Origin of the sequence: Mesorhizobium sp. B264B1B, from assembly GCF_020165765.1 — a bacterium.
Lineage (GTDB): Bacteria > Pseudomonadota > Alphaproteobacteria > Rhizobiales > Rhizobiaceae > Mesorhizobium.
On sequence record NZ_JAIUIS010000001.1, the window covers coordinates 649,371 to 663,832 of the forward strand.

The following is a 14,462-nucleotide window of genomic DNA, read 5'->3' on the forward strand; positions in this document are numbered from 1 at the left end:
GGCTGCCGGCCCGCGCGGGAAGTGCTAGATTGAGGGAACCGGAGGGACTTATGGTCGACTTCAAGAAAATTCGCGCTCGCGCCGCAAAGCGCAAGGGTGGCGAGGAGGAACTGGTCTCGCTGCTCGGGCCGATTCCCGACAACGCCGCCGTGGCCGACATCGGCGATGACCGTATCCTGTCGACGATGGCCGAGCGCGTCTTCGCCGCCGGTTTCGTCTGGCGCGTCATCGAGCAGAAATGGCCCGGATTCGAAGAGGCGTTCCTGCGCTTCGAGCCGAAGCGGTTGCTGTTCCAGCCTGACGATTTCTGGCATGAACTGGCATCCGACCAGCGCATCGTGCGCAATCCGCAGAAGATCAAATCCGTTCTCGACAACGCTGCCTTCGTCGAGCGCGTGTCAAAAGAGCATGGCGGCTTCGGCACATTTCTCGCCGAGTGGCCCGCCGACGACCAGGTCGGGCTGATGGCCTATCTCGGCAAGCATGGGAGCCGGCTCGGCGGCAATACCGGCCAGTATTTCCTGCGCTGGCTGGGCTGGGACGCCTTCGTCATTTCGGCCGACATGGCGGCCGCCCTTCGCGATGCCGGGCTCGATATCGCCGAAAGCCCGACGTCGAAGAAGGATCTCGACAAGATTCAGGCCCAGGTCAACCGTTGGGTTGCGGATACCGGCCTGCCGCGCCGGCACATTTCGCGCATCCTGGCGATGTCGATCGGGGAGAACCATTCGCCGCAGGCGCTGCGCGACTATATGGGCAACGACTGATGTCGAAATTGGCCCAAGCAAACGCCATTGCGGGGCGAATTTTGCCGCGCTAAGTCAGCAGCATGACCAAGAAGCCCGACATACTGCGCATCGCCGTTGCCCAGCTCAATCCGACAGTCGGCGACGTCGCCGGCAATCTCGCCAAGGCCCGCGAGGCGAGGGCGGATGCCGCGCGTCAAGGCGCCGATCTCGTGCTCTACACCGAGCTTTTCCTCGCCGGCTATCCGCCTGAGGATCTGGTGCTGAAGCCCGCCTTCCTGAAGGCCTGCGAGCGGGCCGCGCAGGAGATTGCCGCCGACACCGCCGATGGCGGTCCCGGCGTCATCATCGGCACGCCGCTGAAGCGCAAAACCGGCACCCACAACTCGATCGTCTTCGCCGATGGCGGCAAGATCATCGCCGAGCGCTATAAGCTCGATCTGCCGAATTATGGCGAGTTCGACGAGAAGCGCGTCTTCCAGGCCGGACCGGAGATCCAGGGGCCCGTCAATTTCCGCGGCGTGCGTCTGGGAATCCCGATCTGCGAGGACATCTGGGGCGACATCGGCGTCTGCGAGACGCTGGCCGAGAGCGGCGCGGAAATCCTGCTGGTGCCGAACGGCTCGCCCTATTACCGCGCCAAGATCGATGTGCGCCACCAGGTCGTCATCCGCCAGGTTATCGAATGCGGGCTGCCGATGATCTATGCAAACCAGCTCGGCGGCCAGGACGAGCTGATCTTCGACGGCGCGTCGTTTGCCATAGGTGCCGACAAGCGGCTTGCTTTCCAGATGAGCCAGTTCGAGGAGGCTGTCGACATCACCACCTGGAGGAGACAGGGCGAAAACTGGGTCTGTTCGGAAGGACCGATGTCGAAGATCCCCGAACGGGAGGAGGCCGACTACCGCGCCTGCATGCTGGGCTTGCGCGACTACGTCAACAAGAACGGTTTCAAGAACGTCGTGCTCGGCCTGTCGGGCGGCATCGATTCGGCCATCTGCGCGGCCCTTGCCGTCGATGCGCTGGGCGAGGAGCGGCTGCGCGCGGTAATGATGCCTTACCGCTATACGTCGAAGGATTCGCTCAAGGATGCTGAAGACTGTGCCCGCGCACTCGGCTGCCGCTATGACATCGTGCCGATCTTCGAGCCGGTCGAAGGTTTCCTTCATGCGCTGACGCAGCTTTTCGAAGGCACCAAGGAAGGCATCACCGAGGAGAACTTGCAGAGCCGCGCGCGCGGCACCATCCTGATGGCGATTTCCAACAAATTCGGCTCGATGGTGGTTACGACAGGCAACAAGAGCGAGATGTCGGTCGGCTATGCAACGCTCTATGGCGACATGAATGGGGGCTTCAATCCGATCAAGGACCTGTACAAGATGCAGGTCTATGCACTGTCGCGCTGGCGCAACAGCCACGTGCCGCCGGGCGCGCTCGGACCGTCGGGCGAGGTGATCCCGAAGAACATCATCGACAAGGCGCCGTCGGCGGAACTGCGCGAGAACCAGATCGATCAGGATTCGCTGCCGCCCTATCCGGTGCTGGACGACATCCTCGAATGCCTGGTCGAGAACGAGATGGGCGTCGACGACATCGTCGCGCGCGGCCATGACCGGGCGACGGTGACGCGCATCGAGCACCTGCTCTACGTCGCCGAATACAAACGCCGGCAGGCGGCGCCCGGCGTGAAGATCACCAGGAAGAATTTCGGCCGCGACCGCCGTTATCCCATCACCAACCGGTTTAGGGACCGCGGCTAGACACCGTTTCCGGCCGAAATTCGCGTCATGCCGCAGGCGAGGGGTAGCGATGCCTGACTGTGAGATCAGCTTCGATCTGTCACGGATCGACTTCAGGGCGACATCCGACCTGTTGATGGCAAGCTATTGGGGCGGCGGGCGCAGCGACGAAACGCACCGCTGCGCCTTTGCCAATTCGCTCTGCGCCGCGGCTTATATCGACGGCAGCCAGGTGGGATTCGGCAGGGCGATCACCGACCGCACGGTGTTTGCCTATCTGGCCGATATCATCGTCTGGCCGCAGCATCGCGGGCAGGGCATCGGCTCGCGGCTGGTACGGGCGCTGATCGATCATCCCGAGCTCGGTAGCGTTTCGCACTGGAGCCTGTCGACCAACGACGCGCATGGGGTTTATGAAAGACTGGGATTCAAGGCATCGACGGATGGCCGGTACATGCGCCTCGATCGTAAGCCGATCCCCTGAAAAAGCGCCATTGCCGTTGTTGCAAATTTATCCCAGTGCTTGGGCCAGATGCCGTTTTTGGTGACCGCCAGCCTTGGCGATGCGATGCGGCATCTCTATAAGGGCCTCTCCGCGATTCCCTTTAGGGAGGACCGAATGCCAGGATTTGACATCGTTATGCGAGGCCGCGAAGCCTAGGTCCCGACCGGCGCGCCGCAGGGTTTTCACCCTCGGAACGAAGCCGGATCGAGAACAGGCCTTTGCCGATGCCGGTCGCCGCCTTCGGGCAAGCGGCCATTCATAACCGAACCTCCGCATTCCTGGGCATTGAGCCCCTTGCGCGGTTTTTTCATTTTCGACCTTACCGGGATCGGGCTTTTGCGCCCGAATGACATCATGGCTCGTTTTCGAATCGATTTGCGCGCGAGCGCCTTTCGCAGCGTTCTTGGCTTTACTTTCACCCACTGGCGGCGCCAGCCCTGGCGGCTTTCGCTGATCATGGCTGGTTTCCTGCTGTCGACGCTGGCCGATGTGCTGACGCCGCTCTATTCCGGCCGGCTGGTCGATGCCGTCGCCAGCAGCGCCGGCGCCGACGAGATCGCCTGGAATGCCGCGATGACCGCGTTTTCCATGCTGATGGCGTTGGCGCTGGCAGGTGTCGTCCTGCGCAATCTGGCCTTCATGGGTATCGTCGAACTGACGCTGAAGATGATGGCCGACATCGCCGCCGACGCCTTCCATCGTGTCCAGCGCTTTTCCACCGACTGGCACGCCAACAGCTTCGCCGGATCGACCGTGCGCAAGGTGACGCGCGGCATGTGGGCGTTGGACCTGCTCAACGACACGATCCTGATCGCGCTGCTGCCGTCGGTCGTCATGCTGGTCGGCTCGACGCTGCTGCTGGGCTGGTTCTGGCCGCTGATGGGAGCGGTTGTCGCCGCCGGCTCGGTGCTGTTCATCGCCGTCACGGCGATGCTGTCGCTTGGTTATGTCGCGCCGGCGGCCAGGCTCGCCAACACCTGGGACACGCGCCTTGGCGGCTCGCTGGCCGACGCGGTGAGCTGCAACGCCGTGGTCAAGGGGTTTGGCGCCGAGGAGCGCGAGGAGAACCGGCTTGCGAAGGTCGTCGCCAAATGGCGTGCCCGCACGCGGCGGACCTGGGTGCGCGGCACCATCAACGGCACCACGCAAGGGGTGCTGCTGCTGGTGATGAGAGCGGCGGTCATCGGCCTGGCGCTGATGCTGTGGTCGTGGGGGCAGGCAACGGCCGGCGACGTCGCCTTCGTGCTGACTTCTTTCTTCGTCCTGCAAGGCTATCTCAGGGATATCGGCACGCATATCCGCAACCTGCAGCGCTCGATCAACGACATGGAGGAACTGGTCGATTTCCAGTCCGAACCGCTCGGCATCGAGGATCGGCCCGGCGCCGGACCGATCCGCATCACGCAAGGGGGCATCGCCTTCGACGACGTCACCTTCCATTATGGCAGTCACCGTTCGCCGCTCTATCGCGATTTCTCGGTCGATATCGCGCCGGGCGAGCGGGTCGGGCTGGTCGGCCATTCCGGGTCGGGCAAGACGACTTTCGTCAAGCTGATCCAGAGGCTCTATGACGTGAACGCCGGCCGGATCCTGATCGACGACCAGGACATTTCGGAGGTGGCGCAGGCGTCGCTGCGCGCGCAGATCGCCATCGTGCAGCAGGAGCCGATCCTGTTCCACCGCTCTCTGGCCGAAAACATCGCCTATGCCCGACCCGGCGCCACGCAGGCCGAGATCGAGCACGCGGCAAAGCTGGCGAGCGCGCACGACTTCATCGTCAACCTGCCGAAGGGCTACGGCACGCTCGTCGGCGAGCGCGGCGTGAAGCTGTCGGGCGGCGAGCGCCAGCGCGTGGCGATCGCACGCGCGTTCCTCGCCGATGCGCGCATCCTGATCCTGGACGAGGCGACGTCGAGCCTCGATTCAGAATCGGAGGTGCTGATCCAGCAGGCGATGGAGCGGCTGATGGTCGGCCGCACCACGCTGGTCATCGCGCACCGGCTTTCGACGGTGCGGGCGCTCGACAGGCTGTTGGTCTTCGATCGCGGCAAGATCGCCGAGGAAGGCTCGCATGACGCGCTGATCCGGCTGCCGGGCGGCATCTACCGCCGCCTGTTCGAGCGCCAGGCGCTCGAATTGACCAAGGGACTTGTCACCTGATCGGGGATGGCCTCCGGCTCTGGCCCGGAGGCCATCCCATCAGGCGCCGGCGGCCTGACGGGCGGGCGGCGCGGGACATGCGATTGCTGGCGGAGCCGCGTCCGCCAAGTCTTTTCATTGCTTGCGCCATGTTCTATGTCTGCGGCACGGCACGGGGGCGCGTCTTGTCAATCACAAAAGCATCCGGTACGCCCCGCTCATGACAGTTACCGTTCGTTTCGCCCCTTCGCCGACAGGCCGCATCCATATCGGCAATGCGCGCACCGCCCTGTTCAACTGGCTGTTCGCCATGAACCATAAGGGGCGCTTCATCCAGCGCTTCGACGACACCGATGTCGCGCGCTCGAAGCAGGAATTTTCCGACGCCATCCTTTACGACCTGCATTGGCTTGGCATCTTTCCCGACACCACCGAATACCAGTCGCGTCGCTTCGAGATCTATGACGCGGCGGTCGAGCGGCTGAAGGCGTCGGGCGTTCTCTATGCCTGCTATGAAACGCCGGAGGAGCTCGACCTCAGGCGCAAGGTGCGCCGTACGCGCGGCCTGCCGCCGGTCTATGGCCGCGAGGCGCTGACGCTGACGTCGGAACAGATCGCCGAATATCAGGCCGATGGCCGCCGACCACACTGGCGCTTCCTGCTGCCCAATTTCACCGGCGATCCGCAGCAGCCGGAGCGCGCCGAAATCCATTGGAATGACCTGGTGCGCGGGCAGGAAACCGTCGATCTAGCCTCGCTGTCGGACCCGGTGCTGGTGCGCGAGGACGGCACCTATCTCTATACGCTGCCATCCGTCGTCGACGATATCGAGATGGGCGTCAGCCATGTCATTCGCGGCGACGACCACGTCACCAACACCGGCGTGCAGATCGCGCTGTTCCGGGCGCTGGGCGCCGAGCCGCCGGAATTCGGCCACCACAATCTGCTAACCACGGTGTCGGGCGAGGGGCTGTCGAAGCGCACCGGCGCACTCTCCATCGAAAGCCTGCGCGAGGACGGCATCGAGCCGATGGCGGTCGCATCGCTGGCCGTGCTCGTCGGCACGTCGGAGAATGTCGCCGCCGCGCACGACCTGGCCGAACTCGCCAGCCGTTTCGACCCGGCTGCGACCTCGAAGTCGGCGGCAAAGTTCGATCCGGACGAGCTTTTCGTGCTCAACCGGACGCTGCTGCACCAAATGCCCTTCTCCGAAGCGCAGAATCGGCTGGTGGTGCTCGGCATATCGGGCGAGCAGGCGGAACCGTTCTGGCTGGCTGTGCGCGGCAATCTCGACAGGCTGGCCGATGCTGTCGGCTGGTGGCGCATCCTGCGCGAAGGGCCGCAGGAGAAGCCGGAATTTTCCGACGCCGATCGAGATTTTCTTCACCAGGCCATCGATCTGCTGCCCGAGGAGCCTTGGAACGGGACCGTCTGGAAGGACTGGACAGCCAGGATCAGGGAAGCGACCGGCCGCAAGGGCAAGGCGCTGTTCATGCCGCTGAGGCTCGCCCTTACCGGACTGACTTCGGGACCGGAGCTTGCAGATCTATTGCCGCTGATGGGTCGGGAAGGAACGTTGGCCCGACGACCCTGACCTTCCGCTGTTCCGGCGGCAACACCGAGACCGGCGATGTGACCGGTTTGACCGCAAGCCGCTTGATGGTGTCGCGGTCCAGCCCGCCGGCGGCGTTTGCCAGCGTCTCGGGATCGGCACCTGGATCGGGTTTGGAGGCAGGCACCGGAATGAACGGGGCGCCCTCCGTTCGCGGCCGCGACTGTTGCTGGCTTGGCGGATTGCCGCCGATGATCTGGAAGTTCTGCGCGGCGTTGCAGCCGCAGGCCGGCGGCCGCGACACATTGGGTTGCTTGTAAAGATAGGCCGTCGGCAGCTCGCTGTAGGGCCGGCCGGTGACAGACGATGTCATGTCGGCCGAATCGTCGCCCATGCCGCGCGAATAGAAGACCTGGATCTCGGTGCCGGGACAGCTCGATTCGCAGTTCTTCTGGTCGCGCTCGAAATCGCCGACCGAGGCGGCATTGGACATCGGGAAGAAGTAGCCGTCGCAGGTGCGCACGCAGGTGGTACGGAACTCGCCGCCGACGCCCGGAAAGTCCGGTATGCCGGACCGGCCTGGCACGCGGCGGACATTGCGCTCTTCACCGGGATCGTCAGACTGGTCGAGCGTATCGAGCCGGCGTGTGTTGCCGCCGAACAGCTGGTCGAACAGATTGCTGTTGCCTTGTTCCCGTTTCGCTTCGCGCGGAGGTTCGCGGCGCGGCGCCACCGCGTCCCCGCGGCAGCCATTGGTGTCGAGCGCGGCCAGGATGCGTGCGCGATCACGCCGTGAACCGCCGCCGGCGAGGCGGGCGCGCTTGGCCTGCAAGCTATCGAGATTGGCGTTCATGCGCTCGATGGTGGCGTTGAACCCGGCGCATTGGCTGACATTGCGGCTGAACAGGGAGAAGCCGCAGCCGGCGCTGCTGGACTGGCCGCGCGCCTTTGAAATCTGCTCGCGTTGCCGGTCGATCGCGGCATCATATTTCCGGATCAGGGCCGGACCGCCACTGCCGCGCGAAGTCGCGGCAAGATCGGCCTCGAGCTGGCGGCAGATACGCGAGGCAGCCTGCGGCTCGGAAACGGCGGCGCCCGAAAGCAGCAGGCCAAGCAGCACGGCAAGATGCGCCTGCTTCCACCCTTCGCCCATCATCCGCCCGAAACCCGCCTGATTGTTCCGCCGCACGCTACGTGCTCGTGGTTAAACCGCAGTTTACCCCCGAATCGGCGTTCAGCCCAGATCGACGACAGCCTGCGCCTTGTGGGCGGCCTCGACCACCGCAAGCGCTGTCATGTTGACGACGCCGCGCGAGGTCACCGAGGGCGTCAGGATATGCGCCGGCTTGTCAGTGCCGAGCAGGATCGGGCCGACATGCAGGGCATCCATCATGGTCCTGAGCGCTGTCAGCGTGATGTTGGCGGAATCGAGGTTGGGGAACACCAGGAGATTGGCTTCGCCCTTCAGACGCGAATGCGGATAGACGCGCTGGCGCAGATGTTCCGACAGCGCGGAATCGGCATGCATCTCGCCGTCGCATTGCAGCTCGGGCGCGATGCGCGCCAGGATCGCCGCCGCCTGCCGCATCTTGAGCGCACTCGGCGAATCGCGCGAGCCGAAATCCGAATGCGACAGCAGCGCCGCCTTGGGCTCGATGCCGAAGCGCTGGATTTCCTCGGCCGCCAGCACGGTCATTTCGGCGATCTCGTCGGCGGTGGGGTCGACGGAAACGTGGGTGTCGGTCAGGAAGATGATGCCGCGTTGCGAGATCAGCATGGACAGCGTCGACAGATCCCGGTCCTTGATGCCGGTTCGTGGCCCGATGATCAGCGTGACGTTGCGCAGGTGCCGCTCGAAACGCCCTTCGAGGCCGCAGACCATGGCGTCGGCGTCGCCGCGCTTCAATGCGAGGGCCGCGATCACCGTGTTGTCGGTGCGCACCATGGTGCGCGCGGCCTCCGTCGTCACGCCGCGCCGGCCGGCCAGCTCGATCAGGAGGTCGACGTAATGGCGGTAGCGCGGATCGTCCTCCGGGTTGATCAGGCCGAAGTCGACGCCGGGCTTGATGCGCAGTCCGTAGCGCTTCAATCGCACCTCGATGACGTGCGGACGGCCGATCAGGATCGGCTCGGCGATGCCTTCCTCCAAAACCACCTGCGCGGCGCGCAGCACGCGCTCGTCCTCGCCGTCGGCATAGATGACGCGCTTGGCGCTCGACGCCTTGGCCGACGAGAACACCGGCTTCATCACCAGGCCGGAGCGGAAGACGAAGCGGTTGAGCTTGTCGATATAGGCGGAGAAGTCGCTGATCGGCCTTGTCGCGACACCGGTGTCGCAGGCCGCCTTGGCGACGGCCGGGGCGATGCGCAGGATGAGGCGCGGATCGAAGGGCGAGGGGATCAGGAATTCGGGTCCGAACACCGGCGTCTCGCCGGAATAGGCGCGCGCGGCGACATCCGAAGGTTCTTCGCGGGCAAGGGCGGCGATGGCCCGCACCGCGGCCATCTTCATCTCCTCATTGATGGCGCTGGCGCCACAGTCCAGCGCGCCGCGGAAGATGTAAGGAAAACACAGTACGTTGTTGACCTGATTTGGAAAATCGGACCGGCCCGTGCAGATCATCGCGTCGGGGCGCGCCGCCCGCGCCACTTCCGGCATGATTTCCGGATTGGGATTGGCCAGCGCCAGGATCAATGGCTTCGGCGCCATGTGCTGGAGCAATTCCGGCTTCAGCACGCCGGCGGCCGAAAGCCCGAGGAACACGTCTGCGCCCGATATGACGTCGGCCAGCGTGCGCGCCTCCGTGTCCTTCACATAAGGGTCTTTCCAGCGGTCCATCTCATCCGTGCGCCCCTTATAGGCGACGCCGAAACGGTCGGTGACCCAGATGTTCTCGACCTTGGCGCCGAGCGAGACCAGCAGGTTGAGGCAAGCCAATGCCGCCGCACCCGCGCCCGAAGTGACGATCTTGATGTCGGCAATGGTTTTGCCGGCGAATTCCAGGCCGTTGAGCACTGCGGCGGCGACGATGATGGCGGTGCCGTGCTGGTCGTCATGGAAAACCGGTATGCCCATCCGGGCCTTCAGTCGCTCTTCGACCTCGAAGCATTCCGGCGCCTTGATGTCCTCGAGGTTGATGCCGCCGAATGTCGGTTCCAGCGCCGCCACCGTTTCGACCATGCGCTCGATCTCGGGCGCGTCGATCTCGATGTCGAAGACGTCGATGCCGGCGAATTTCTTGAACAGGACCGCCTTGCCTTCCATGACCGGCTTGGAAGCGAGCGGGCCGATATTGCCCAGGCCGAGCACGGCCGAGCCGTTGGAAACGACGCCGACCAGATTGGCGCGCGCCGTGTAGTCGGCCGCGGTCGCCGGATCGTCGCGGATTTCGAGGCAAGGGGCCGCCACGCCGGGCGAATAGGCGAGCGCCAGGTCGCGCTGGTTGCCAAGCGGCTTGGTGGCCTGGATTTCGAGCTTGCCCGGCGTCGGGTGCTTGTGGAAGTAGAGCGCGGCTTCGTCGAGGTCCGAACGTGCCGTTTTCTTGCTCTCGCCGTTCATTCCGGGCCTCCCTGCGATCCTGCGTGCCGCCTTCTTAGCATGCGGCCGAGATTTTTCGCGACGCCAAATGACGCAATCGCCATTCACATCGACGAAGCCGGGATAAGCGATCTATTTCAAGGGTTTGAGCGGAATTTCTTCGGCGCCGGCGCTACCGGGTCTCAGAAGGCGCTGACATAGAGGCCGCCGTCCACCGGTATGTTCTGGCCGGTCAGGTAGCCGGCATGGACCGAGCACAGGAAGGCACAGATCTGGCCGAACTCCTCCGGCGTGCCGAGCCGCTTGGCCGGCACGTCGGCACTGATGCGCGCCTTGCGGGCGGCTGCCGCGGTCGGGTCTTCAACGCTGCCGGCCTCGTGCGGACCGCGCAGCCGGTCGGTATCCAGCTTGCCGGGCAGCAGGCTGTTGATGGTCACGTTGCGGTCGATCACCGTGCGCGCCACGCCGGCAAGAAAGGAGGTCAGGCCGGCGCGCGCGCCGGACGACAGATCAAGGCCGGGGATGGGGACATAGACCGATAGCGAAGTGATGTTGACGATGCGGCCAAAACCGCGCACGGCCATGCCGTCGATCACCGCCTGCACCAGCTCGATCGGCGTCACCATGTTCTGGGTCACGCCTTCGAGCATCTTGGCACGATCGAGCTCGCGGAAATCGCGCAGCGGCGGGCCGCCATTATTGTTGACCAGTATGTCGGGTTCGGGGCAAGCGGCGAGAAGCGCCTTCTGCACCTCGGGCTTCGATACATCGCCGACGACTTCCGTGACGGTCACGCCGTAACGCTCGCGCAGCTCCGCAGCGGTTTTGGCCACCAGCTCGGCGTTGCGCCCGTTGACGACGACGTCGCAACCAGCCTCGGCCAGCGCCATGGCGCAGCCTTTTCCGAGCCCCTTGCTCGAAGCGCAGACGATGGCCTTCTTTCCGCGGATGCCGAGATCCATGACGATTTCTCCTGTGATTCGCCGGCAGGCTAGCTCTTGGGCTGGACCAATCGCAACCGTCATACGGTTGTTGCATGAATCGGGGCATAGGCTCGCGAAAGCAACGGTGAATTCGCGATGTCCGGCCAAGAGCCCCGCACGTTCCGCAGCATGTTCATCTCCGACGTCCATCTCGGGTCGAAGGCGGCAAAGGCCGATTTCCTGATCGATTTCCTTAGACATCACGATGCCGACATCATTTATCTCGTCGGCGATATCGTCGATGGCTGGCGCCTGAGGCGCAGTTGGCACTGGCCGCAGAGCCACAATGACGTCGTGCAGAAATTGCTGCGCAAGGCGCGAAAGGGCGCCACCATCACCTACATCGCCGGCAACCACGACGAATTCGCCCGCCAGTTCCAGGGCGTGCATTTCGGCGGCATCGTCGTCGCCGACCGCGCCATTCACGAAACCGCCGACGGCAGGCGGCTGCTCGTTATTCATGGCGACCAGTTCGACACGGTCGTGCACAATCAGCGCTGGCTCGCCTATCTCGGCGACCACGCCTACGACGCCGCCATGCAGGTCAACCGTGTGATCACCCGGCTGCGCCAGCTGCTCGGCCTGCCTTACTGGTCGTTTTCGTCCTGGGCCAAGGTCAAGGTCAAGAAGGCGGTGAACTTCATCGGCTCGTTCCAGATGGTGCTCAGCGACGAGGCGCGGCGCTCGCATGTCGACGGCGTCATATGCGGCCATATCCATCATGCCGCGATCGAAAGCTATGGCGACGTCCAGTACATCAACACCGGCGACTGGGTGGAAAGCTGCACGGCGGTGGTCGAACATTTCGACGGCCGGATGGAAATCCTGACCTGGGCGCATGTCTTGCCCGACGCGCCGGACGAACCCTTCATCCCGATGCTGATCGAGGACCGGGTGGTGCAGGCCGCCTGACTGCGGGTGCCAGGCACAGATTCCGGTGTTAATCGATTAGGCCAATCGGTTTCGTCCGGTTTTTCCTCATGTTAAGGGTCAATCCACACTGCTCGCCGTTCGTGGACGGCAGCGTTATTGGATCGATTCATGCCGCTGCCGCCGCTTTCACCCGAACAGCTCGTCAAGCCTCGCCATTTCGAACTGCGCATGAGCCTGATCTTCGCGACATTGTTCGTGTCGCAGGGCACGCATCTGCCTTACTTCCCGCTGTGGCTGCAGGCGAAAGGTTTTCACGCCGAGCAGATCGCCGTCATCCTGGCGGCTCCGATGTTCCTGCGCGTCGTGACGACGCCGCTGCTCACCGCGCTCGCGGACCGGGCGAGGGACCGCGCCGACGTCTATATCGCGCTCGTCGCGGCATCGATGATCATTTCCGCCGGCTATTTTCTGCCGGCCTCCTACGCCGTCGTGCTTGCGGTGTCGCTGGCGCTGACGATCGTATGGACACCGCATTCGCCGATGGCCGATTCGCTCGCGCTTTCGGGCGTGCGCCGCTTCGGCTCCAACTACACCAGCATGCGCAAGTGGGGTTCGATCTCCTATCTCTGCGCCAACGTGGCCGGTGGTTTCATCCTGACCGCGGCAGGGGCGCAAGCCGTCCCGGCGATCATTTTCGCGGCACTGGGTGCCGCGCTCGTTGCCGCGCTGCTTGCGCCGCGCCTTGGGCGGCCGCGCCTTGCCTCACCGCTTTCGGCCGCGGAGATCCAGCATTCGGCGCCGAGCCTCTTCAATGCCTATTTCGTCTATTTCACCCTCGGGGTCGGCATCCTCACCGCCAGCCACGCCTTCCTTTACGGCTTCGTGTCGATCTACTGGAAGTCGATCGGCATCGGCGACACCGTCGTCGGGCTTCTGTGGGCGTGGGGCGTGGTGGCCGAAGTCTGCATGTTCGTGTTTTTCAACCGCATATTCGCCTCCGTGTCGGTCGTCAGGGTGATGGTGATTGCCGGCATCGGCGCGGTCGTGCGCTGGATCGCCTTTCCGCTGATCTGGCCGCTTGGCCTCGGCGTCGCCGGGTTTTTCGGCGTCCAGACCCTGCATTCGGTGTCGGTGGCCATGGTGCTGATCGGCCTGCAGAAAATGATCGGCGAAACGGTCTCGGAAGAGCGCACCGGTGCCGCACAGGGCATCGCCTATTTCTTCAACGGCTTCTTCATGGCCGCCGTGACGCTCGCCTCCGGCCCGCTCTACGACCGTTTCGGGGTCGACGGCTTCCTGGCCATGATCCCGATCGCGATCATCGGCCTGGTGCTGGTCGGACTCGCGGCGCGCTCAGCCCCAAAGCGCCGGATCGGGCGGTGAAACCAAGGATCCCTCATAGGCGAGGCCGGGCACACGATCCCGCGCAAGCAGCAGCGGTCCGTCGAGGTCTACGAAATCGGCGTCCTGGGCGAGCAGCACCGCCGGCGCCATCGCCAGCGACGTGCCGACCATGCAGCCGACCATGACGCCGAAACCCAGTTCGCGGGCGCGGTCGCGCAGCACGAGCGCCGCCGTCAGCCCGCCCGACTTGTCGAGCTTGATGTTGACGGCATCGTAGAGACCGGCGAGCGCGGCCAGATCCCCCGCCTCATGCACGCTCTCGTCCGCGCAGATCGGCACCGGATGCGCGATGTGGCGCAGGATGCCGTCATGGCCCGCCGGCAGCGGCTGTTCGATAAGCGCGATGCCTTGCTCGGCGGCAAAGGCGAGGTTCGCGGCGATGGTGTCATCGTTCCAGCCCTCGTTGGCGTCGAGGATGATGCGGCTGTCGGGCGCGGCCTGCCGGACGGCGCGGATGCGCGCGATGTCGTTGTCGCCGCCGATCTTGACCTTGAGCAGCGGCCGCGCCGCATTGGCACGGGCCTGCGCCGCCATCGCCTCGGGTTCGCCCAGCGACAGCGTGTAGGCCGTCTCGAGCTGATGCAAAGGAGCCGGCCAGACTACGTCCGCCACCGCCTTGCCGCTGATCTTGGCTTCCAGGTCCCACAAGGCGCAATCGATGGCGTTGCGCGCCGCGCCTGCCGGCATGGCGCCGAGCAGGGCTGTCCGGTCCATGCCAGCAGAGATTTGCCCGCGCATGGCCTCTATCGCGGCGCGAACCCCGTCCATGGTCTCGCCATAGCGTTTGTACGGCACGCATTCGCCACGGCCCGTGTAATCGCCTTCGCTGATCGTGCAGGTGATCACTTCGGCTTCGGTCTTCGAACCACGCGAAATGGTGAAGGTGCCGGCGATTGGAAAACGCTCGGCCTCGACCGAAATGACACGCGCCATAATTTTCTGCTCCGGCTGTGCGAGAAGGGTCGTCGGCAAATCGACAAGGC

The 14,462-nt window shown here is 64.5% G+C and carries 12 protein-coding genes; 7 read left to right on the top strand and 5 right to left on the bottom strand.

Translation table 11 applies throughout. From position 1 onward, the window contains the following. Positions 1-50 precede the first annotated feature (50 nt). The 3 genes from LB547_RS03140 (at position 51) to LB547_RS03150 (ending at position 2,969) form a co-directional block, all read left to right on the top strand. Positions 51-767 carry a DNA-3-methyladenine glycosylase I gene (locus LB547_RS03140; protein ID WP_140761837.1) on the top strand — a complete coding sequence of 239 codons (717 nt, stop codon included), beginning with the start codon at positions 51-53 and terminating at the stop codon, positions 765-767. Positions 768-829: 62 nt separating this feature from the next. After that, positions 830-2,506 carry an NAD+ synthase gene (locus LB547_RS03145; protein ID WP_140761834.1) on the top strand — a complete coding sequence of 559 codons (1,677 nt, stop codon included), beginning with the start codon at positions 830-832 and terminating at the stop codon, positions 2,504-2,506. A gap of 49 nt (positions 2,507-2,555) precedes the next feature. Then, entirely contained in the window at positions 2,556-2,969 is a 414-nt protein-coding gene (locus tag LB547_RS03150; RefSeq protein WP_140557807.1) for a GNAT family N-acetyltransferase, read from the top strand. 203 nt (positions 2,970-3,172) lie between these two features. Here LB547_RS03150 and LB547_RS03155 read toward each other — a convergent pair whose 3' ends face one another. Next, on the bottom strand, positions 3,173-3,448 hold the full coding sequence (locus LB547_RS03155; protein WP_181170939.1) for a hypothetical protein: 276 nt from the start codon (positions 3,446-3,448) through the stop codon (positions 3,173-3,175). Between LB547_RS03155 and LB547_RS03160 the strand changes: the two genes are divergently transcribed. Both LB547_RS03160 and gltX read left to right on the top strand, forming a co-directional pair. Continuing rightward, complete coding sequence (locus LB547_RS03160) at positions 3,345-5,150, top strand: ABC transporter ATP-binding protein (protein WP_140557805.1); 1,806 nt, start codon at positions 3,345-3,347, stop codon at positions 5,148-5,150. The genes LB547_RS03155 and LB547_RS03160 overlap by 104 nt on opposite strands. Positions 5,151-5,349: 199 nt before the next feature. After that, a complete protein-coding gene (gene gltX / locus LB547_RS03165) occupies positions 5,350-6,723 on the top strand; it encodes a glutamate--tRNA ligase (protein WP_140761831.1) in 1,374 nt (457 codons plus the stop codon). Here gltX and LB547_RS03170 read toward each other — a convergent pair. The 3 genes from LB547_RS03170 to LB547_RS03180 form a co-directional block, all read right to left on the bottom strand. Further along, positions 6,641-7,837, bottom strand: a complete 1,197-nt coding sequence (locus LB547_RS03170; protein WP_140761923.1) for a DUF2865 domain-containing protein — start codon at positions 7,835-7,837, stop codon at positions 6,641-6,643. The two genes, gltX and LB547_RS03170, sit on opposite strands and share 83 nt — an antisense overlap. Before the next feature lie 78 nt (positions 7,838-7,915). After that, positions 7,916-10,240, bottom strand: coding sequence for an NADP-dependent malic enzyme (locus LB547_RS03175; RefSeq protein WP_140498933.1), 2,325 nt, complete (start codon positions 10,238-10,240; stop codon positions 7,916-7,918). A gap of 161 nt (positions 10,241-10,401) precedes the next feature. Further along, entirely contained in the window at positions 10,402-11,181 is a 780-nt protein-coding gene (locus tag LB547_RS03180; RefSeq protein WP_140557802.1) for an SDR family oxidoreductase, read from the bottom strand. 150 nt (positions 11,182-11,331) lie between these two features. Here LB547_RS03180 and LB547_RS03185 point away from each other — a divergent pair, with 150 nt between their 5' ends. Continuing rightward, complete coding sequence (locus tag LB547_RS03185; protein WP_181167324.1) at positions 11,332-12,114, top strand: UDP-2,3-diacylglucosamine diphosphatase; 783 nt, start codon at positions 11,332-11,334, stop codon at positions 12,112-12,114. 129 nt (positions 12,115-12,243) lie between these two features. After that, positions 12,244-13,458 carry an MFS transporter gene (locus LB547_RS03190; RefSeq protein ID WP_140515275.1) on the top strand — a complete coding sequence of 405 codons (1,215 nt, stop codon included), beginning with the start codon at positions 12,244-12,246 and terminating at the stop codon, positions 13,456-13,458. Here the strand turns inward: LB547_RS03190 and dgcA are convergent. Further along, complete coding sequence (gene dgcA / locus LB547_RS03195) at positions 13,429-14,412, bottom strand: N-acetyl-D-Glu racemase DgcA (RefSeq protein ID WP_140515276.1); 984 nt, start codon at positions 14,410-14,412, stop codon at positions 13,429-13,431. The two genes, LB547_RS03190 and dgcA, sit on opposite strands and share 30 nt — an antisense overlap. Positions 14,413-14,462 lie beyond the last annotated feature (50 nt).

Bases quoted from the DNA above. Each gene is read 5' to 3' on its own strand.
- LB547_RS03160 (WP_140557805.1), top strand. From the start codon at position 3,345: ATGGCTCGTTTTCGAATCGATTTGCGCGCGAGCGCCTTTCGCAGCGTT.
- LB547_RS03180 (WP_140557802.1), bottom strand. From the start codon at position 11,181: ATGGATCTCGGCATCCGCGGAAAGAAGGCCATCGTCTGCGCTTCGAGC.
- LB547_RS03155 (WP_181170939.1), bottom strand. From the start codon at position 3,448: ATGATCAGCGAAAGCCGCCAGGGCTGGCGCCGCCAGTGGGTGAAAGTA.
- LB547_RS03170 (WP_140761923.1), bottom strand. From the start codon at position 7,837: ATGATGGGCGAAGGGTGGAAGCAGGCGCATCTTGCCGTGCTGCTTGGC.
- LB547_RS03150 (WP_140557807.1), top strand. From the start codon at position 2,556: ATGCCTGACTGTGAGATCAGCTTCGATCTGTCACGGATCGACTTCAGG.
- gltX (WP_140761831.1), top strand. From the start codon at position 5,350: ATGACAGTTACCGTTCGTTTCGCCCCTTCGCCGACAGGCCGCATCCAT.
- LB547_RS03145 (WP_140761834.1), top strand. From the start codon at position 830: ATGACCAAGAAGCCCGACATACTGCGCATCGCCGTTGCCCAGCTCAAT.
- LB547_RS03190 (WP_140515275.1), top strand. From the start codon at position 12,244: ATGCCGCTGCCGCCGCTTTCACCCGAACAGCTCGTCAAGCCTCGCCAT.
- LB547_RS03185 (WP_181167324.1), top strand. From the start codon at position 11,332: ATGTTCATCTCCGACGTCCATCTCGGGTCGAAGGCGGCAAAGGCCGAT.
- dgcA (WP_140515276.1), bottom strand. From the start codon at position 14,412: ATGGCGCGTGTCATTTCGGTCGAGGCCGAGCGTTTTCCAATCGCCGGC.
- LB547_RS03175 (WP_140498933.1), bottom strand. From the start codon at position 10,240: ATGAACGGCGAGAGCAAGAAAACGGCACGTTCGGACCTCGACGAAGCC.
- LB547_RS03140 (WP_140761837.1), top strand. From the start codon at position 51: ATGGTCGACTTCAAGAAAATTCGCGCTCGCGCCGCAAAGCGCAAGGGT.